We start from the raw sequence: 17,283 nt of genomic DNA, 5'->3' as shown, positions 1-17,283 counted from the left end.
TGTGCGTGACAGGTTCGTGACGCCCTATTGGCTTGTTTCGGCCTTCGAGGGAAGGGCGGTTTGCACTTCCTGCCCGACTTTTGTGGCATTCTCGCTCACATAATCGGCAACATTGCTGAGCACCGGATAGCAGGCGGCGTTCTGGATGAAGCCGGGGACCCGGCTTTCATCGAGCGCGAGGTGGAGCAGGACAACAAAGAAAACCAGTGCGACAAAGCCACGGGCGACGCCAAAAGCCAGACCGGCAAAATGGTCGAACATGCCGATACCGTCGGCGCCCTGGATATTTTTCGACAGGCGCTGCCCGAACCAGGCCACCAGAACATAAACGCCGACGAAAGCCGAGACGATCAGCACCAGGCTTGGCACGGGGATCGTGAAAATGCCCACGTCCAGCTGCGACAGGTTTTCAGGCAGCAAAGCGGCGAGATCATCGCGAAAGAGTTTTTGCGCATAGATGGCAGCGGTCAGTGCAGCGATAAATGCACCCATCGTGGCGACTTCGCGCAGAAACCCGCGTGCGAAAGCCATTATGGCGGAAATGACAATCACAGCCACGGCGATGGCGTCGAAAGCTGTAACAGAATCAAGCATTCAGGGCGTCCGGGGCAAGCAACTCAACGAGCTGGATAAGCCTCTTAATCGGGGTGATCGTCAAGCCTTCCATTGAAGTTGGGCTGCCTTCCGGCACATAGGCGCGCGCGAATCCAAGGCGGGCGGCTTCTTTCAGTCTCTGCTCGATCCGGGCCACGGGGCGCACGGCGCCGGACAGGGAAACCTCGCCAAAGAACACTGATCGTTCCGGCGCAGCAGCGTCTGACAATGACGTCAGCAAGGCGGCAGCGGCCGCGAGGTCGCCGGCCGGTTCACTGATGCGATAGCCGCCGGCAACCGACAGGTAGACGTCCATGCCGGCAAAGCCGACACCGCAGCGCGCTTCCAGCACGGCGAGCAGCATGGCGAGGCGTCCGCTATCCCATCCGACGACGCTGCGCCGGGGCGTGCCATAGGCGCTCTTGGCGACCAGCGCCTGGACTTCGGCCAGCACCGGGCGCGACCCTTCCATGGCCGCGAATACGGCGGCGCCGCCAGCCGCATCGCCATCTGCCGACAGGAACAGGGCCGAGGGCTCCTTGGCGGGAGCAAGGCCATACTGGTGCATCTCGAAAATGCCGATCTCGTCGGTCGGGCCGAAACGGTTCTTGACGGCGCGCAGGATGCGGAACTGGTGACCGCGCTCGCCTTCGAAATAGAAGACGGTGTCGACCATGTGCTCGACCACGCGCGGACCGGCAATATTGCCCTCCTTGGTGACGTGGCCAACGAGGATGAGTGCGGCGCCGGATTTCTTGGCCCAGCGGGTCAGCTCCTGTGCGCAGGCGCGGACCTGGCTGACCGAGCCGGGAGCGGCCTCGATACTGTCGGACCACATGGTCTGGATCGAGTCGATAACGACGAAGTCCGGCTCGGCGGCCTTCAGGGCCGAGAGGATCTTGCGCAGGTCGGTTTCGGTTGCGAGCTGGACGGGGCTGTCGGCGACCTTGAGGCGCACGGCCCGTTCCTGGATCTGGGCGGCGGCTTCCTCGCCCGAGACGTAGACGGATTTCAGGCCGTTACGGGCGAGGCGGGCCGCGACCTGCAGCAGCAGCGTCGATTTGCCTATGCCGGGGTCGCCGCCGATCAGCGTGGCAGATGACGGAACGAGACCGCCGCCAAAGGCGCGGTCGAGTTCCTCGACGCCCATGATGATGCGCTTCGGCGGGTCGGCCCGGTCATTGAGGGCGACGAATTCGGTCTTGTTGCCGCGCTTCGTGCCTGCCTTGGCGGGCGCAAGGCCGCCCGGCACCGCCGCAACCGCTTCCTCAACCAGCGTATTCCATTCGCCGCAGCCATTGCACTTGCCGGTCCACTTGGAATGAACCTCGCCACAGGACTGGCAAACGAAAGCGGAAGTGGATGTCTTGGCCATGACGCAGACCTAGCGGTGTTTGCAGTTCAACGGAACGGCCCGGCGAAGACAAAGTAGGCGCCAGCTGCAATCAGGCCGAACCCGATCAGGTGGTTCCAGGTCAGGGATTCCCCGAGCCAGGCCACGGAAAACACGGCAAACACGATCAACGTGATGACTTCTTGCATGGTTTTCAGTTCGGCGGCCGACCAGACCGTATGCCCGACCCGGTTGGCGGGCACTGCAAGGCAGTACTCGAAGAAGGCGATCCCCCAGCTGGCGAGCACGACCAGCCAGAGGGCCTTGTCTGTGTGCTTGAGGTGTCCGTACCAGGCGAAGGTCATGAACACGTTCGACACAAGCAGGAGGCCGATGGGCGCGAGGGCCGGCCAGGACAGAAGGGAAGGCATGAAGGAATCTCCGGGCTGGAATGCGGGTCATCGTCCTGATGATGCGCGGCAAACCGCGCGTGTCTATTCCGTTGGCAACGCCGCAGCAGGCGCCGCGCAAACGAATGCTGGCAGGCCGGCAGGCGGTTGCCCATCCGTCAGGCGCACGGCGCGGGCGGGGCCGCGCGCGTTGCCCGCAGTCAGGGCGAAGCTGCCTTCCAGCACGTCCGCATTGCGTTGGTAGAAGGGGATGTAGCCGGAGAAGAGCCGCTTGGAGAGCGTGGGGTGGAACTCGAACCGCCCGGTGGAGGCGCGGCGGGCACCCTCGAACCGGCCGGTGAGAGTGACCGAATTGATCTCCTTGGTGCCGACCAGGCGGACGGGGAACCGGGCCGCAGGCGGAATTGGCTCGAACGCTTCCTCGATCTTCTCGCCATCCCCGACGACAGGGGCCGAGAGGGGGTCATCCGACAGGAAGACGCGCCAGGCGAGGTGCAGGCCTTCATAGGTTTTCAGGTCGGCTTCGACCGTACAAGTGTCGATGTGCCATTCGCCGTCGAGCCGGAATTTCTCGTATTGCAGCCAGCCGGTGAAGCCGAGCGACAGCGCCGTGAACGCCATTGATATATACTTGATGAAATCCATCATGGCGCGTCTCCCCCTCGTTCGTGCCTTAGGTTAGGCTGTTGCGAGCGGATTGCCAGCCTATATCGCCGGCTGGATCGGGCCTTCGGCGCGGCCGTGGACGAACTGGTCGACATAGTCATTGCCCGATTGATCGACGTCGCTGGCCTTGCCGCGCCAGATGATCTTGCCGTGGAACAGCATGGCCACTTCGTCGGCGATCTTGCGGGCCGAACTCATGTCGTGCGTGATCGTCACGGTGGCCGCCCCGAGGCCGCGCACCTGTTCGATGATCAGGTCGTTGATCGCGTCCGCCGTGATCGGGTCGAGGCCGGTCGTCGGCTCGTCGAAGAAGATGAGGTCCGGCTTGGAGATGATCGAGCGGGCGAGCGAGACGCGCTTCTGCATGCCACCTGATATTTCGGCCGGGTAGAGGCCGGCGACGTCCGATCCAAGGCGCACTTTCTTCAGCGTCTCGATCGCGCGGTCTTTTGCCTCGCTGCGCTTCACGCCATCGGCATTGATCAGGCGGAAGGCGACGTTTTCCCACACGGTGAGACTGTCGAACAGCGCGCCCGCTTGGAACAGCATGCCGATACGGGCGCGCATGGATTCGCGGGCCTTGCCGGTTGAATTGGTCACGTCGTGACCGTCGAACAGCACCTTGCCGGCCGTGGGTGTCATCAGGCCCAGCGCGACCTTCAGCATGACCGATTTGCCCGAGCCCGAGCCGCCGATCACGACGAGGCTCTGGCCCGGTGCAACGTCAAGATCGATGCCGCGCAGGACATTGTTGTGACCGAACGATTTTTCGATGCCTTCCAGTTTCAGGATGGGCTGGGTCACAGGCCGATCTCCACGAACAGGTTGGACATGATGAAATTGGTCGCCAGCACGAGCACGGCAGCGCCGACCATGGACAGGGTGGCAGCCCGGCCGACGCCTGTCGCGCCAGCCTGCGAGCGGTCGCCCTGGTAGCAGCCCATGACCGCGATGACGCCGCCGAAGACAACCGCCTTGATCAGGCCGACCATGATGTCGTCGCGGGTGACGAAATCGAGCGTGTTGCGCAGGTAGGTCGTGGAGTCGAAATCGAGGCTGTAGACGCTGACCAGCCAGCCGCCCATCACGCCGATAATATTGGCGGCGGCCACCAGCATGGGCAGGGTAATCAATGCGGCCAGGAAGCGGGGGGCATAGAGGTAGCGGTACGGGGAGGCCGAGAGGGTCTCGAGGGCGTCGATCTGCTCGGTCACGCGCATGGCGCCGATTTCCGCCGAAATGCCGGCCGAGACGCGGCCTGCCAGCATCAGGCCGGTGATCACTGCGCCGAGTTCGCGGGTGATGCCGAGCACGACGATATTGGGGACGAACTGTTCGGCGCCATAGCGGCTGCCGCCGGTATAAATGTTCAGGGCCAGCGCAGCGCCGATGAAGACGGCCGACATGCCGACGACCGGGAAGGAATAGAATCCGATACGAATGATCTGCCGCCCGATCTCGCCCAGGAACCAGCGGGGTGTGAATGCGGCAAGCGTCACCCGCCCTGCGAAGGTGGAGAGGCGTCCGATCTCGGCGAAAAAGCCGAGCGCGCCGGCACCGATCCAGCGCAGGGGATTGGGAAAGCCGTTCTTATGCATAGACACGTTCGACACGATTGCTGAGCCCCGTCAGTAGTTCATAGCCAAGCGTGCCCGCGCGGGCTGCCTGATCCTCGAGTTTGGCATGCTCGCCGATGAATTCAACGCGGGCGCCTGCTTTTGCTTTATCCTGTGCCTTTGAAACATCAATCGTCGTCAAGTCCATGGAAATGCGTCCGACGACCGGGCAGGGAATGCCGTCGAGATAGGCAATGAGCGCGTTGCTGCCAGACCGCAACAGGCCGTCGGCATAGCCCACCCCGACCGTTGCGAGCTGCGTGTCCTGTTCCAGCGTCCTGGTTGCCCCATAGCCGACCGTATCGCCGATTTCGGCATCGAAGACGCTGAGAATGGCAGCATCAAGTGTCAGTCCGGGATTGATCCGGAGCCCTTTCGGGGGCCGTGTGCCACCGTAAAGGGCGAGCCCAGGCCGGGTGAGGTCATAGCCGAACGCCTTGCCGAGATAGCAGCCAGCGGAATTTGCGAGGCTCGCCGGTGTGTCCGGGAAGGCGGCGGCAATGTCGTCAAAGGCCTTGCGCTGGGCCATGTTCATCTGGTGACCGGTTTCGTCAGCGCAGGCGAGGTGGCTCATCACGAGGACAGGCTGCAGTTTTTGCAAGGCTGCCAGAGACGTACCGAGCATTTCTCCGCTCAGGCCTAGCCGGTTCATGCCTGTGTCGAAATGCAAGGCGGATGTGCCTTTGGGCGCGCTGGACCATGCTTTTACATGGTCTGGCGACGACAGGACAGCCGTCAGGCCCGCCGCGACATAGGCCGACATTTCCTTCCGGGTCGGCCCGTTCAGGACGAAGATGCGTGAACCAAGCCCCAGCGCCTTTCGGAGCGCGAGACCCTCTTCAAGATAAGCGACAAAGAATGTCGAGCAGCCGGCCCGCGTCAGCGCGCGGGAAACCGGTATGGCACCGAGGCCGTAGGCATCCGCCTTCACGACGGCCGCCGTTGTTGCGCCGGCGTGCAGCCCGTCCAGCGCCCGCCAGTTCGCGACGATGTTCGTCAAATGGATCGTGGCGCGCGGAAGCTGGCTCATGCACAGCGATTTAGGACGCTTCGGCCATGGAGTCACTTCCTTGCGGCATGCTCTTTCCAGGCTTGGCCCTTCATGTTCCAGACGGGTGTGAAGAACACCATCCACAAGATGATCAGCGTCATGCCACCGGCCGGGACAATCGCGATCCTGTGCGGCCCGAAAATGTCGACGAGGGCACCCATGATCGCGGCCCCGATGGGCGCCCCGGCCATGAAGCCCAGTTGATAGATCGAAAGCACCCGGGCGAGCTTCTCCTTGGGGGCAGCGTCCTGCACGATCGACCGGCTCATCGCGATCGAAATGCCAGCGGCGAGGCCCCAGACGAAGACGATGGCAAGGAAGGCCCAGTGCGGGATGGCCCACATCATGGCAAGGATGCTGCTGGCGCCAAGGAATTGCGCGACCAATAGCAGGCGCCCCTGCCGCTTGATCCGCCGGAAGACCGACAGAACCACCGACGAGACGAACGCGCCCATCCAGAAGGTTACGAACATGTCCCGGATACCATCCGACCCGAAGCCGTAAATGTCGCGGTTCACGATGGGCAATACTACAAGAAAAGCGCCGATCACGAAAATGCCGACACCGAACATGAGGGCCGTCATGGCCCAGAGCTGGCCATCGGCACGGACGGCACGGAAGCCTTCAGCAATGTCCCCGAAGGCCGCGCCGAAACCGCTGCGCCCGGTCCGGACTTGTCGTCCTTTCGCCAGGTTGAGCGCAAACAACGTGCCAAGCACCAGTACGATACCCTGGGCCAGCAACAGCTTTTCGGCGGCGATGGGGCCGACCCCGAATCCACCCATCCATTGGGGCATCCGGGTCATCTTGTCGGCATAGCCTGCAAGGATGAGACCCGCGATCTGGGCCAGGAATTGCGCCATTGTGGCGAGAGTGACGCCAAGCTGGAGCGTGACGTTGGAGCCAACGCGCATGCGCCGTTCAACGACCTCGTTCACGATGGAGTCGCGGGCCGGCATCATGAACGCGCCCACTGTGCCAATGGTCAGGCCATAGATGATCATGCCGGGATAGGACAGCTGGCCGCGTGCGACCGACAAGGCAAGGATGAGCGCGGGTATCGCCGCCAGAAGGTGCAGCACGATCAACAGGCGCCGACCGTCTGCGCGTTCGGCCACAACACCACCGATCAACAGGAAAATTACCGATGGGGCAGACAGGGCCATGTTGGCCAGTCCAAGGGCCAGACCGTCCATGTGAAGGTGGTCCTGGCCCGTGATCAGATAGGGGAACAGCACCATCTGGAGCCCGAAGGCCATGAACCAGCTGCACTGGACCAGCAGATAGGCAGGCAGCTCAATGCGAACGCCGCGGCGCAGGCGTTTCGCCCGCCAATGGGTTGCGGTCGACAGGAGCGAGGCGCCCGCGCCAAGTGCTTCGCTGATGCCGCTGACGGGAGACGTCACATCGCCGACGGCTTCATCGACCATGTCATCAACGAGTTCTTCGATCCTGTCGGTCATTCCAGCTCCCGTCGGCGATGGCGACTGTATGTAGAGCGCCGGATCATTGAAAGCAAAATCAGATACCGCGCCATCAGGGGGCCTGATCGGTTGGCGCCATGCCCGCGCCCGGAATGGCAGGTTTCGGTCAGTTGCCTTTGAGTTGCCCAGTTTGTACCGTCAGTTGCGGCGCATGTTCGAAGTAAAAAGCCACGGGTGGAGTATCATGAGACTGTTCAGGCAACTCGTCAGCTGGGCCCTCGCGCTCTTTTTGATCGCCATGCTTGTGCAAGCGACCATCTATCCCCTCCCGAACCCGCCGGAAGGATCGGTCAAGTTCTTCGACCCGCCAGGGGCTAATATCGTTTTCCAGACGATCGCGGACCGCACGGGCCAGACCTTGTTCGAGCCCGCTGGCAGGGTCTTGACCGGTGCAATCGAGTTGATCGCGGCGTTTTTCCTGCTCTTGCCCTTCACGCGGCGCCTTGGAGCTTTGATCTCGGCTGCGGTGCTCGGTGGCGCGGTGGCCTTCCATTTGTCTCCCTATCTTGGCCGCGAGGTGCCGGTATCGCTAGACCCCGGTAACACGCAAACAGACGGTGGCATGCTGTTCATGTTGGCGATCATCATGCTGGTGGCGAGCCTGCTGGTGCTGGTGGTTCACCCCGGTTCGCGAGACTGACACGGGCATTTGTCGTCGCCGTCTGTACCGCTCGTTAACGCTTTCGGTTCAATCTGGTGCCATTGCGACGCAGGCATCGAGATGGACGACTTAAAAGAGCCAATGAATCCGCCGCGAATCGGTCGTGCGCGAGACGCCCTGCTTAGGCGGTTGCTCGACCTTGTGGCAATGCCGGCATCACGCCTCGCCCACCAGGATCGCAACATGGTGGGCGATATCCTGCTCGACATGCTATTTCACGCGAATACACGCGAGCGCATGCTTTGCGCCTCGCGGCTGGCGACCAGCCGGGAAGCGCCGCGCCGCCTGCTTCGTTATCTCGCGCAAAGCTCATTCGAAATCGCCCAGCCCCTCCTGGAGGAGAACGAAGCGTTCGATGCAAGCGATCTCAGCGAAATCGTGGAAGCCACCTCGACCGATCACCGCCTGGCCATCGCTCGGCGCAAGATCGTTCCGCCGGGTGTGTGCGTATCGCTTGCAGAGCATGGTGAGCCCCACGTCGTCCGCGAACTGGTCGATAATGGTGGTGCCGTACTGCCGGAAACGGCCGTAGACAAACTGGTTACACGTTCGCGCGATGAGTCCCAGCTTTGCGCGCTGCTTGTAGAGCGGCTCGAGCTGCGGCCGTCACAGGCGATGGCGATGTTCTGGTGGTCGGACAGCTCCACCCGGCGAAAGATCCTGCAACGCCATTCGGCAGACCGGCTTGAAGTCATCGAAACCTGCAAGGACGTCTTCGAAATGATGGCATCCGAGAAGTGGGCCGATCCGGTGGCGCGCAAGGCGCTGCAGCTCATCGAGCGGCGACAGCGCAATCGTGAAGCGTTGGAGAAGAGTCCGTTCGACAGCCTTGAAAGCGCAATAAATTCTGCAGCACTGGAAGGCATGACGTCTGAGCTTGCGCAGGAAATCGGTTACCTTTGCGGGGTCAAGCCCGTGACCATTGCCAAGATACTGTCCGATCCCGGCGGCGAAGGCGTGGCAGTGCTTTGCAAGGCGACAGGCGTGAAGCGCGAATTCCTGCCGGTGCTCTGGTCGGCTCTGCGCCGTCCGCTCGAAATCAGCGACGGTCAGATTCATCCGCAGTTCGCGTTGGTTGCAGAAACATATGAAATACTCACAGTCGCCAAGGCGCAGACGACGCTGCGCTATTGGAACTGGTCGCTTTCGGCAGCATTTTCGTCACAGGCCCTGCAGGAATCGCAAGCGGGAGGCGAAGTGGCGAACGAAGAGGCAGCGTTCTCGACGTCTCAGCGCACCGCGAGACTGGTTTTTGGCAGCTAGCCGCCGAAAAAGACCGAAAGAGTCTTCCCAAGCCCGCTCCGTGCCTTTAGGTCAGGCGTTCGTGATTTGGGTTGTTACGGGAGCGCAGGCGCATTGTGGCGTACTTTCTGGGGCTTTTAGTTGCGCTGGTTGCGTTTTGGCTCGGAATGTCCGGCCATTTCGAACCGCTCCTGTTGAGTCTGGGCGCTGTGTCGCTTGGGCTCACCCTGATCCTTGCCTATCGCCTCGACATACTTGACCGCGAAGGCGTGCCCTATGTGCGCGTCGTCGGATTTGCATTGTATTTTCCGTGGCTGATGAAGGAGATCGTCAAGGCCAACTGGACCGTGATCCAGGCCTGCCTGCGCGCCGATCTCGACATTGCGCCGACGCTCGTGAAGCTGAAGACGGTCTGCAAGTCAGACCTCGCCAAAGTGACATTCGCCAACTCGATCACACTGACGCCCGGCACGGTGACGGTCGAGATCGACGGTGACAAATTGCTGGTCCATGGCCTGTACGAACAGGATTCCCAGCCAGAAGCCTTTGTCGAGATGGACCGGCGTTCGGCCCGGGCCATAGACGGGAAGGGAGCCGCCGCATGACCGCAGCCGCCCTTATTGCCATCCTGCTGGGCATGATCCTGCTGCTCATTCGCACGCTGATCGGCCCGACCCTGTATGACCGCGTACTGGCGGTGAACTCCTTTGGCACCAAAACCGTTCTGGCGCTGGGCTTGCTGGGGTTCGTCATGGGGCGCCCCGAATTTCTCGACATCGCCATTCTTTACGCGATGATCAACTTTGTCTCGACCATCGCAATCCTGAAATTCTTCCGCTATCGCTCGTTCCAGGTGCCGCTGGTCCGGCGCGACGCCCAGGGAGGCAAGCGCAATGGCTGATATCCTGGCGAACCTGCAGCAGTTCTTGGAGATTGTGCGCTACCCGGCGGGCTCGGCGCTTTGCCTGGCCGGCGCCATCCTGTGCGTGATTGGCACGATTGGTGTGATGCGCTTTCCTGATTTCTACACCCGGATGCATGCTGCCAGTATTACGGACACATCGGGCGCGACGGTCATCCTGATCGGCATGGCGCTGATGGCGCCGGACTGGGGGGTCGTGGTGAAGCTGGCGGTGATTTTCTGGCTCCTGTTCCTGACCAGCCCGGCGGCGTCCCATGCCGTCGCCAGCGCAGCCCATACCGCAGGCCTCCAGCCCCTGATCGGCCGGATCGGCCAGAAAAGCGACGAAGATGAGGGCGCAGCATGACCGGCGTTCTTGAAGGCGATATCGGCATAGCTCTAGTCAACATTCTGCTTCTGGCGGTTCTGTTTGTCGTTGCGATCGCGATTGCGCGCCTGCGCAGCCTGTTCGCCATCGTGATGCTGTCCGGCATCTACTCGCTGGTGTCGGCCACCTGGTATGTTGTCGTCGATGCCGTGGATGTGGCCTTCACCGAGGCGGCTGTGGGTGCAGGCATGTCGACGGTCGTGCTGCTCGGCGCCATGCTGCTGACGTCACGCACCGCCAAACCGGACAAGAAATTCGCGCGCCTCGGGCCGTTGCTGGTCGTTGTGGCAACCGGCGTCATGCTGATCTATGCGACGGTTGACTTGCCCGCGCTGGGTGATCCGAATTCGCCGGTCAACACGGGCGTGGGTCTTCATCAAATGCAGATCAACTGGGCCGATACCGGCATCCCGAACGTCGTGACCTCAGTGTTGGGAAGCTACAGGGGATTCGATACGCTGGGTGAAACCGCCGTGGTCTTCCTGGCGGGTCTGGCTGTTGCGCTATTGCTTGGCTTTGGTGAGCGATCGCTGGCGGAATCGATCCGCCGCGAAGGCAAGCTGCCCGGACGCAGAAAACCATCAACACCGGCAGAAAGCAAAGAGGAGGACGCCTCGTGAACAGCGATCATCACGTCATACTTCGTGTCGTCTCCAAGATGCTGCTGCCCGTCATCATCATGTTCGCGTTCTACACGCAGTTCCATGGCGATTTCGGCCCCGGCGGCGGTTTCCAGGCGGGCATCATCATCGCAGTGGGGGTGATCCTTTACGCGCTCGTTTTCGGTGTGCCCGCCGCCATGCGGGCCGTGCCTCCCGTTTTCACCCGTTCGCTCGCAGCGATTGGCGTCATAATCTATGCGGGCGTCGGCTATTGGGCGCTGCTGCAGGGCGGGAATTACCTCGAATACCAGGCGCTCTTCCGGGAGCCGCCCGGCGAACATCACGGCCAGCATGTTGGCATCCTGTTGATTGAACTGGGCGTCCTCTGCGGCGTCGCAGGCGCCATGCTCACAATCTTCTATGCCTTCGCGGGCCGCGTCGCCGAAATCCGAGACAAGGACTGGTAAGCAATGCTGGAATTCCTTCTCGAGCGGGCAAACTATTGGGCGATCATCGGACTGATGATGATCGGTCTCTACATCACGTTTGCCAGTGGCAACCTGATCAAGCGCATCGTCGGCGTGTCGTTGTTCCAGACATCGGTGTGCCTGTTCTATGTGACGCTCGGCAAAGTGGCGGGCGGCACAGCGCCGATCCTTTACGGTGAGGATGCAGTCGAACATGGCGGTGGTCACGGCGCTGAAGCGGCCCATCATGCTGCGACGGTGCCGGGCGGTCATGCCCTTGGCAATGCGAGTGCGCCGGTCGAACTCGTAAACACCTATTCCAACGTGCTTCCGCACGTCCTGATGCTGACGGCCATTGTCGTCGGTGTGGCGACCCTGTCTGTCGGTCTGGCGCTGATCGTGCGTATCCGCGAAGCCTACGGCACGATCGAGAGCGACGAGGTCCGTGAAATCGACCTTGAGACCGCGCTGGCGCAGGAAGCCGAAATTGACGAATGGCTTAACGGGGCAGGCGCATGATCGATTTGCTGTTGAGTTCCGTGCCGGCCTGGGCGCTGGCACATGCTGCGCCTCTGCTGGTCATGGTGCCGCTGATTCTCGCGCCGTTTCTGGTCATGGTGCCAAGCGGGCGTATCGCCTGGTTTGTCAGCATCGCTGCGACGGCGGCATCGCTGGTCTTTGCGCTGATCCTTCTGGGCATCGTGCAGACGTCTTCGTCTGGCGTGATCAGCTATGCGCTAGGCAACTGGTTGCCGCCGCTGGGCATCGAGTTCCGCATAGATGCGCTGAACGCGATGATCCTGGTCCTGGTGTCGGCGATCGGCGTCCTTGCATCGGTAATGTCCTACCCGACGGTTCTCGCCGAAATTCCCAAGGAAAAGACCGCGCTGTTCTATTCAGCATTCCTCGCATGTTTCGCGGGCCTTTGCGGCGTGGCGATCACCGGTGATGCGTTCAACCTGTTCGTCTTTCTCGAGGTCAGTTCGATCTCGACCTATGTGCTTGTTGCGTTGGGTGCCTCGCGCGACCGCCGCGCCCTGCACGCCGCCTTCAACTACCTTGTCATGGGCACGATCGGCGCGACGTTCTTCATCATCGGTGTCGGCTTCCTCTATGCTGCTACCGGTACGCTGAACATGGCCGATATGGCCTCGAAACTGCCGGCCCTTGCAGGCAGCCGTACTGTGCAGGCCGGGTTCGCGTTCATCGTTGTCGGCCTGGGCCTGAAGGCTGCCATGTGGCCGCTGCACCAATGGCTGCCGAATGCCTATTCCTATAGTCCCAGTTTCGTCACGATGTTTCTCTCCGCGACCGCGACGAAGGTGGCGCTGTATGCGCTGATCCGGTTCCTGTTCACGGTCTTCAGCCCGCGCTTCGCTTTCGAACACGCAGCCTTTAACGCCATGCTTATGCCGCTGGGTATCGCAGCCATGATCGCGTGTAGTTTCCAGGCCGTGTTCCAGACAGACGTTCGCCGTGTGCTGGCCTATTCGTCGGTCGCGCAGGTCGGGTATATGATCCTCGGTGTCTCGGTTGGCACGGTTGCAGGCCTGAGCTCCGGCCTGTTCCATTTGCTCAACCACGCCATGATCAAGGGCGCCTTGTTCATGGCCGTTGCCGCTGTCGTTCTGACCTACAAAGGCACGAACATCCGCGATTTCGCAGGCCTTGGGCGCTCGGCGCCGTGGACCATGACGGCCTTTGCCATCGCCGGCCTGTCGCTGATCGGTGTGCCGCTCACGGCGGGCTTCCAGTCCAAACTCCAGTTGGGCTATGCGCTGTTCGAACATGGATGGTGGTGGGCGGTGATCCTGGTCGTGTTCTCGAGTTTCCTGGCTGTGATCTATGTTGGGCGCATCCTTGAGGCCGTGTTCTTCCAGCCACCCGTAAACCCGCGCAAGACCCGCAAGGAAGCGCCGATCGTTCTGCTCGTGCCACTCTGGATACTCGCGCTTGCGAATATCTATTTCGGGATCACAACAGAAATCCCGCTTGGCCTCGCGCGTGATGCAGCGATGGCCGCGTTTGGACCGGGGATGTTCCGATGAGTCCTGACATGCTGATCCTCGCCGCCCTTTGTATTCCGCTGCTGATCGCTGCCGGCATTGCTGCAGCCGGGCGCTTCCCTAACATACGCGAAAGCGTGACCATCGTCGGATCGGTCGTCCTGTTCGCCGTGGTGATTGCGCTGGCTGTGGCGGTTTCGAACGGCGAGACGCCGTCGCTGGATTTCGGCGCAGCGGCGCCTGGCCTGTCCTTCGCATTCAAGCTGGAACCGCTCGGCGCCCTGTTTGCGCTCGTGGCCAGCGGCCTCTGGATCGTCAACTCGTTCTATTCGATCGGCTATATGCGCGGTAATCGCGAACGCAACCAGACGCGCTTCTACATCTGCTTCGCCATTGCCATCTTCGGTGCCATCGGCGTGGCCATGTCGGGGAACCTGTTCACGCTGTTCGTGTTCTACGAAGTGCTGACCCTGTCGACCTATCCACTGGTGGCCCACAAGGGAGACGCGGCTGCCAAGCGTGGCGGGCGCATTTACCTGCTGACGCTGCTTGGCACATCCATCGGCCTGTTGCTGACGGCTCTGATGTGGACATGGACTCTGGCCGGACAGAACCTCGACTTTGTGCCCGGCGGTCTGCTGGCCGGAGTGGACATCAGCCCTGTCGTGTCGACGGGCCTGCTCCTGCTGTTTGCCTTTGGTATCGGCAAGGCGGCCTTGATGCCGGTACATTTCTGGTTGCCGAATGCCATGGTTGCACCGACACCGGTATCGGCCCTGCTGCATGCCGTGGCCGTCGTGAAGGCTGGCGTGTTCACCGTGATGAAGGTGTCGATCTTCATATTCGGCGAAGACCTGCTGAACGCGACGCCCGGTCGCGAATTCATCCTCTGGGTTGCGTGTTTCACCATCATCGTCGCCTCGCTCGTCGCAATGACGAAGGACAATCTTAAAGCCCGGCTCGCTTATTCGACCATCGGGCAGCTTGCCTACGTCACGGCCGGCGCGATGCTGGCCAACGAAGCGGGATTCCTCGGCGGCAGCATCCAGATCGCCGCCCACGCCGCAGGCAAGATGACGCTCTTCATGTGTGCAGGCGCGATCTATGTCGCCACCGGCGCGACCAATATATCCGACATGCGCGGTCTCGGTCGCCGGATGCCGCTCGTGTTCATTGCCTTCCTCATTGCGTCGCTGTCGATCATAGGCATTCCGCCCATGGCCGGCGGCTGGGCGAAGTATGAGCTGATGCAGGGAGCGGTCGATGCCGGAAACGGTTACGTGCCGTGGGTGCTGATAGGCTCGTCGCTGCTGAATATCGCCTACCTCCTGCCAATTCCCATCCTGGCCCTGATGCCGCCTCCTGGCTCGGGCGAACCCCGGGCGTTCAAACGCCCCGGCGGGGCGCCGGCCCTGACGGTCGCGGCGCCTGTGTTCACGGCTGCGCTGTGTATCATCCTCTTCTTCCTGGTCGGACCGCTCGCAGATTTCCTTGCGCCGTCCATGGGCGGTAGCGCGGCCGTGATCGTGAACGGAGGCCAGCCATGAGCAATGACACGCCCGAAACCCGCGACACGGCGGGACGCTTCCTGAAGCGCGCCGCTGAAAAGGCGCATGACCTCCACACCGTTTCCGACGAAGGCGTGCACCCGATGGCGAAGCTCCTTTTCGGCTGGACCGAAACAAAACACATCGGCGCGATCATGTTCTGGGGGCTTGGCCTGCTCGGTGCGGTCCTGATCGTGCTCGACCTGTTCGTGCACCGGCATGACTATTTTACCTTCGCCAACTCGACCGGATTCTATGGCCTGTATGGTTTCGCAGCCTTCACGTTCGTGGTCCTGATGGGGTGGCCGCTCGGCAACCTGCTGCGGCGAGGCGAAAACTACTATGGCGATGCTGGTGGACCGCCAGCGGATGTTGACCCTGACATGCCGCAAGGCGCCGCCGACGCACACCCGATCTATGAGGGAGACGAGTAATGCCCGCCTTCCTGACCGCCCTGAACCCCGGATGGTTGCTGATCCTTGCAGGCATCGTAGCCATCTTCCTGCCCATGCGCCGTATTCGTCATGGTATTGCCATTGGCGCGCCGCTTGTCGGCATCGCACTGCTTGCGCTGGCCGACCAGAATGTGAACCACCTCACGGCGAGCGTCATGGGCCTCGACCTGGTGCTCTACAGGGTTGATGGTCTCAGTTTCGTCTTTGGTCTCGCGTTCCTGATCGCAGCCCTGCTCAATGCCATCTACGCCTGGCATACGGATGACAGGGTGCAGGACGGCATGGCGCTGGCCTATGGCGGTGCTGCGATTGCAGCCGCATTCTGCGGTGACCTGATGACCCTGTTTGTCTTTTGGGAAATTACGGCGGTCACATCCGTTTTCATGGTGTTGGGGGCAGGGACGCGCGCGTCTTATTTCGCCTCAATGCGTTATCTCGGCGTTCAAATCCTGTCGGGCGTCTTGCTGCTGGCAGGCGTGGCCTATGTCTATCAGGATACGGGAAATATCGGGCTCCAGGTGTTCGAAGATCTCGCTGCGCCCGGCGCGCTGCTGATCTTCATTGCCTTCGGCATCAAGGCGGCCTTCCCGTTCCTGCACAACTGGCTGCAGGATTCCTATCCGAAAGCGTCAGTTGTTGGCGCTGTCGTTCTCTCTGCCTTCACCACAAAGCTCGCAGTGTATGCTTTTGCCCGCATGTTCCCGGGTCAGGATGCGCTGATCTGGATCGGCGCCGTGATGACCTGTTTCCCGGTCTTCTTCGCCGTGATCGAGAACGACCTGCGCAAGGTGCTCGCCTATTCCACGAACAACCAGATTGGCTTCATGATTTGTGCCATCGGCGTCGGTACACCGCTTGCCCTGAACGGCGCGGTGGCCCACGCTTTCGCCGACATCATGTTCAAGGGACTCCTGTTCATGTCCATGGGCGCGGTTCTCTATCGCACTGGCACGACCAAGGCGAGCGAGCTTGGCGGGCTTTACCGCTCAATGCCGTGGACGACGGTTTTCTGCCTCGTCGGCGCGATCTCGATCTCGGCCATGCCGCTCTTCTCGGCTTTCGTGACGAAGTCCATGATTCTCAGCGCTGTTGCCCATGCCGGCCTGCCGATTATCTGGCTGATGCTGATGTTCGCTTCGGCTGGTGTGCTTGAGCACTCCGGGATCAAGATTCCCTATTTTGCCTTCTTCGGCCACGATAGCGGCAAACGCGTGAAGGAAGCGCCTTTCAACATGTTGCTGGCCATGGGCATGGCGGCATTCATCAGCATCGCCATCGGCCTGCCAGCGGTCATTCCCGGCCTCGGCTATGAATGGCTCTACAACCTGCTGCCATATCGCGAAGAGGCGATGACCTACCAGCCATTCACATTCGAGCATATCCTGACACAGTTGCAGCTGCTGGTGCTCGCAACATTTGCCTTCGTCCTGCTCAAACGGTTCGGTGTTTACCCGCCGGAGAAGCCCGGCACGATCCTCGACACCGACTGGCTCTATCGCCGGGTCGGTTTCGGCATGGCGCAGTGGGCTGGAACAGTGTGGGGAAAGGTCGGTCCTGCGATGACTGCGGTGTTCTTCGGAATCACCGGGCGAGCGTATGAACGGATCGAGGCGGCCTTCAGCCCGCGCGGCGAGCTGGCCCGGGGCGGGCTCACCGGAGCAATGGCGGTCTGGACGGCAGCGTTGTTGGGCCTTGTCCTGTTACTGGCATTCATCACAGTAGGCTGAAGTTGCGGAGCAAGTTCTCGTGTCGAATTGTTGTCACAATAGTCAACTTTAACGCGCACAGACTGCCATTTTAGTATTTACACATCGTCCGCTTGAGCTACCCCGGAATACAGTATTTCCGGGGAGGTATGAT

The 17,283-nt window shown here is 61.5% G+C and carries 20 protein-coding genes; 12 read left to right on the top strand and 8 right to left on the bottom strand.

Annotated elements, in window-relative coordinates; genetic code table 11:
- Positions 1–24: 24 nt before the first annotated feature.
- The 8 genes from AC0L7I_RS15930 to AC0L7I_RS15895 form a co-directional block, all read right to left on the bottom strand.
- Positions 25–594, bottom strand: coding sequence for a CvpA family protein (locus AC0L7I_RS15930; protein ID WP_473397409.1), 570 nt, complete (start codon positions 592–594; stop codon positions 25–27).
- Positions 587–1,969, bottom strand: a complete 1,383-nt coding sequence (radA, locus tag AC0L7I_RS15925) for a DNA repair protein RadA (protein WP_473397408.1) — start codon at positions 1,967–1,969, stop codon at positions 587–589. Before radA ends, AC0L7I_RS15930 begins: the two co-directional genes overlap by 8 nt.
- Before the next feature lie 26 nt (positions 1,970–1,995).
- Positions 1,996–2,358, bottom strand: coding sequence for a DMT family protein (locus tag AC0L7I_RS15920; RefSeq protein WP_473397407.1), 363 nt, complete (start codon positions 2,356–2,358; stop codon positions 1,996–1,998).
- Between the two features lie 63 nt (positions 2,359–2,421).
- Entirely contained in the window at positions 2,422–2,985 is a 564-nt protein-coding gene (locus tag AC0L7I_RS15915; RefSeq protein ID WP_473397406.1) for a hypothetical protein, read from the bottom strand.
- Positions 2,986–3,042: 57 nt separating this feature from the next.
- Positions 3,043–3,807 (bottom strand): ABC transporter ATP-binding protein, encoded by a 765-nt coding sequence (locus AC0L7I_RS15910; protein ID WP_473397405.1) that lies wholly within the window; start codon positions 3,805–3,807, stop codon positions 3,043–3,045.
- A complete protein-coding gene (locus tag AC0L7I_RS15905) occupies positions 3,804–4,601 on the bottom strand; it encodes an MlaE family ABC transporter permease (protein ID WP_473397404.1) in 798 nt (265 codons plus the stop codon). The genes AC0L7I_RS15910 and AC0L7I_RS15905 overlap by 4 nt, the downstream gene beginning before the upstream one ends.
- The gene (gene alr / locus AC0L7I_RS15900) at positions 4,594–5,649 is read right to left on the bottom strand and encodes an alanine racemase (RefSeq protein ID WP_473397403.1); all 1,056 of its coding nucleotides are present in this window, start codon (positions 5,647–5,649) and stop codon (positions 4,594–4,596) included. Before alr ends, AC0L7I_RS15905 begins: the two co-directional genes overlap by 8 nt.
- A 32-nt stretch (positions 5,650–5,681) precedes the next feature.
- Positions 5,682–7,133, bottom strand: a complete 1,452-nt coding sequence (locus tag AC0L7I_RS15895; protein ID WP_473397402.1) for an MFS transporter — start codon at positions 7,131–7,133, stop codon at positions 5,682–5,684.
- Between the two features lie 205 nt (positions 7,134–7,338).
- Between AC0L7I_RS15895 and AC0L7I_RS15890 the strand changes: the two genes are divergently transcribed.
- From AC0L7I_RS15890 to AC0L7I_RS15835, 12 genes are all read left to right on the top strand, one after another.
- Positions 7,339–7,794: a hypothetical protein gene (locus AC0L7I_RS15890; protein ID WP_473397401.1), complete on the top strand. Its 456-nt coding sequence runs from the start codon at positions 7,339–7,341 to the stop codon at positions 7,792–7,794.
- Positions 7,795–7,896: 102 nt separating this feature from the next.
- Positions 7,897–9,078 (top strand): DUF2336 domain-containing protein, encoded by a 1,182-nt coding sequence (locus AC0L7I_RS15885; protein ID WP_473397400.1) that lies wholly within the window; start codon positions 7,897–7,899, stop codon positions 9,076–9,078.
- 95 nt (positions 9,079–9,173) lie between these two features.
- Positions 9,174–9,662 carry a Na+/H+ antiporter subunit E gene (locus AC0L7I_RS15880; protein WP_473397399.1) on the top strand — a complete coding sequence of 163 codons (489 nt, stop codon included), beginning with the start codon at positions 9,174–9,176 and terminating at the stop codon, positions 9,660–9,662.
- Positions 9,659–9,958, top strand: a complete 300-nt coding sequence (locus AC0L7I_RS15875) for an MrpF/PhaF family protein (protein WP_340692998.1) — start codon at positions 9,659–9,661, stop codon at positions 9,956–9,958. The genes AC0L7I_RS15880 and AC0L7I_RS15875 overlap by 4 nt, the downstream gene beginning before the upstream one ends.
- Positions 9,951–10,325, top strand: a complete 375-nt coding sequence (mnhG, locus tag AC0L7I_RS15870; protein ID WP_473397398.1) for a monovalent cation/H(+) antiporter subunit G — start codon at positions 9,951–9,953, stop codon at positions 10,323–10,325. The genes AC0L7I_RS15875 and mnhG overlap by 8 nt, the downstream gene beginning before the upstream one ends.
- Positions 10,322–10,966, top strand: coding sequence for a DUF4040 domain-containing protein (locus AC0L7I_RS15865; protein ID WP_473397397.1), 645 nt, complete (start codon positions 10,322–10,324; stop codon positions 10,964–10,966). Before mnhG ends, AC0L7I_RS15865 begins: the two co-directional genes overlap by 4 nt.
- Complete coding sequence (locus tag AC0L7I_RS15860) at positions 10,963–11,415, top strand: Na(+)/H(+) antiporter subunit B (protein ID WP_473397396.1); 453 nt, start codon at positions 10,963–10,965, stop codon at positions 11,413–11,415. Before AC0L7I_RS15865 ends, AC0L7I_RS15860 begins: the two co-directional genes overlap by 4 nt.
- Before the next feature lie 3 nt (positions 11,416–11,418).
- Positions 11,419–11,934 (top strand): cation:proton antiporter subunit C, encoded by a 516-nt coding sequence (locus AC0L7I_RS15855; RefSeq protein ID WP_473397395.1) that lies wholly within the window; start codon positions 11,419–11,421, stop codon positions 11,932–11,934.
- Complete coding sequence (locus tag AC0L7I_RS15850; protein ID WP_473397394.1) at positions 11,931–13,463, top strand: monovalent cation/H+ antiporter subunit D family protein; 1,533 nt, start codon at positions 11,931–11,933, stop codon at positions 13,461–13,463. Before AC0L7I_RS15855 ends, AC0L7I_RS15850 begins: the two co-directional genes overlap by 4 nt.
- Positions 13,460–14,968, top strand: a complete 1,509-nt coding sequence (locus AC0L7I_RS15845) for a proton-conducting transporter transmembrane domain-containing protein (protein ID WP_473397393.1) — start codon at positions 13,460–13,462, stop codon at positions 14,966–14,968. The genes AC0L7I_RS15850 and AC0L7I_RS15845 overlap by 4 nt, the downstream gene beginning before the upstream one ends.
- Positions 14,965–15,402 carry a hypothetical protein gene (locus AC0L7I_RS15840; protein ID WP_473397392.1) on the top strand — a complete coding sequence of 146 codons (438 nt, stop codon included), beginning with the start codon at positions 14,965–14,967 and terminating at the stop codon, positions 15,400–15,402. Before AC0L7I_RS15845 ends, AC0L7I_RS15840 begins: the two co-directional genes overlap by 4 nt.
- Positions 15,402–17,150 carry a Na(+)/H(+) antiporter subunit D gene (locus AC0L7I_RS15835; RefSeq protein WP_473397391.1) on the top strand — a complete coding sequence of 583 codons (1,749 nt, stop codon included), beginning with the start codon at positions 15,402–15,404 and terminating at the stop codon, positions 17,148–17,150. Before AC0L7I_RS15840 ends, AC0L7I_RS15835 begins: the two co-directional genes overlap by 1 nt.
- The last annotated feature ends 133 nt before the right edge of the window (positions 17,151–17,283 follow it).

The organism is Hyphomonas sp. J20-32 (assembly GCF_055808555.1).
The sequence above is the reverse complement of the archived record's forward strand: the minus strand, read 5'-3'. Positions and strand labels throughout refer to the sequence as shown.

Bases quoted from the DNA above. Each gene is read 5' to 3' on its own strand.
- AC0L7I_RS15930 (WP_473397409.1), bottom strand. From the start codon at position 594: ATGCTTGATTCTGTTACAGCTTTCGACGCCATCGCCGTGGCTGTGATT.
- radA (WP_473397408.1), bottom strand. From the start codon at position 1,969: ATGGCCAAGACATCCACTTCCGCTTTCGTTTGCCAGTCCTGTGGCGAG.
- AC0L7I_RS15920 (WP_473397407.1), bottom strand. From the start codon at position 2,358: ATGCCTTCCCTTCTGTCCTGGCCGGCCCTCGCGCCCATCGGCCTCCTG.
- AC0L7I_RS15915 (WP_473397406.1), bottom strand. From the start codon at position 2,985: ATGATGGATTTCATCAAGTATATATCAATGGCGTTCACGGCGCTGTCG.
- AC0L7I_RS15905 (WP_473397404.1), bottom strand. From the start codon at position 4,601: ATGCATAAGAACGGCTTTCCCAATCCCCTGCGCTGGATCGGTGCCGGC.
- alr (WP_473397403.1), bottom strand. From the start codon at position 5,649: ATGAGCCAGCTTCCGCGCGCCACGATCCATTTGACGAACATCGTCGCG.
- AC0L7I_RS15895 (WP_473397402.1), bottom strand. From the start codon at position 7,133: ATGACCGACAGGATCGAAGAACTCGTTGATGACATGGTCGATGAAGCC.
- AC0L7I_RS15890 (WP_473397401.1), top strand. From the start codon at position 7,339: ATGAGACTGTTCAGGCAACTCGTCAGCTGGGCCCTCGCGCTCTTTTTG.
- AC0L7I_RS15885 (WP_473397400.1), top strand. From the start codon at position 7,897: ATGAATCCGCCGCGAATCGGTCGTGCGCGAGACGCCCTGCTTAGGCGG.
- AC0L7I_RS15875 (WP_340692998.1), top strand. From the start codon at position 9,659: ATGACCGCAGCCGCCCTTATTGCCATCCTGCTGGGCATGATCCTGCTG.
- mnhG (WP_473397398.1), top strand. From the start codon at position 9,951: ATGGCTGATATCCTGGCGAACCTGCAGCAGTTCTTGGAGATTGTGCGC.
- AC0L7I_RS15865 (WP_473397397.1), top strand. From the start codon at position 10,322: ATGACCGGCGTTCTTGAAGGCGATATCGGCATAGCTCTAGTCAACATT.
- AC0L7I_RS15855 (WP_473397395.1), top strand. From the start codon at position 11,419: ATGCTGGAATTCCTTCTCGAGCGGGCAAACTATTGGGCGATCATCGGA.
- AC0L7I_RS15850 (WP_473397394.1), top strand. From the start codon at position 11,931: ATGATCGATTTGCTGTTGAGTTCCGTGCCGGCCTGGGCGCTGGCACAT.
- AC0L7I_RS15845 (WP_473397393.1), top strand. From the start codon at position 13,460: ATGAGTCCTGACATGCTGATCCTCGCCGCCCTTTGTATTCCGCTGCTG.
- AC0L7I_RS15840 (WP_473397392.1), top strand. From the start codon at position 14,965: ATGAGCAATGACACGCCCGAAACCCGCGACACGGCGGGACGCTTCCTG.
- AC0L7I_RS15835 (WP_473397391.1), top strand. From the start codon at position 15,402: ATGCCCGCCTTCCTGACCGCCCTGAACCCCGGATGGTTGCTGATCCTT.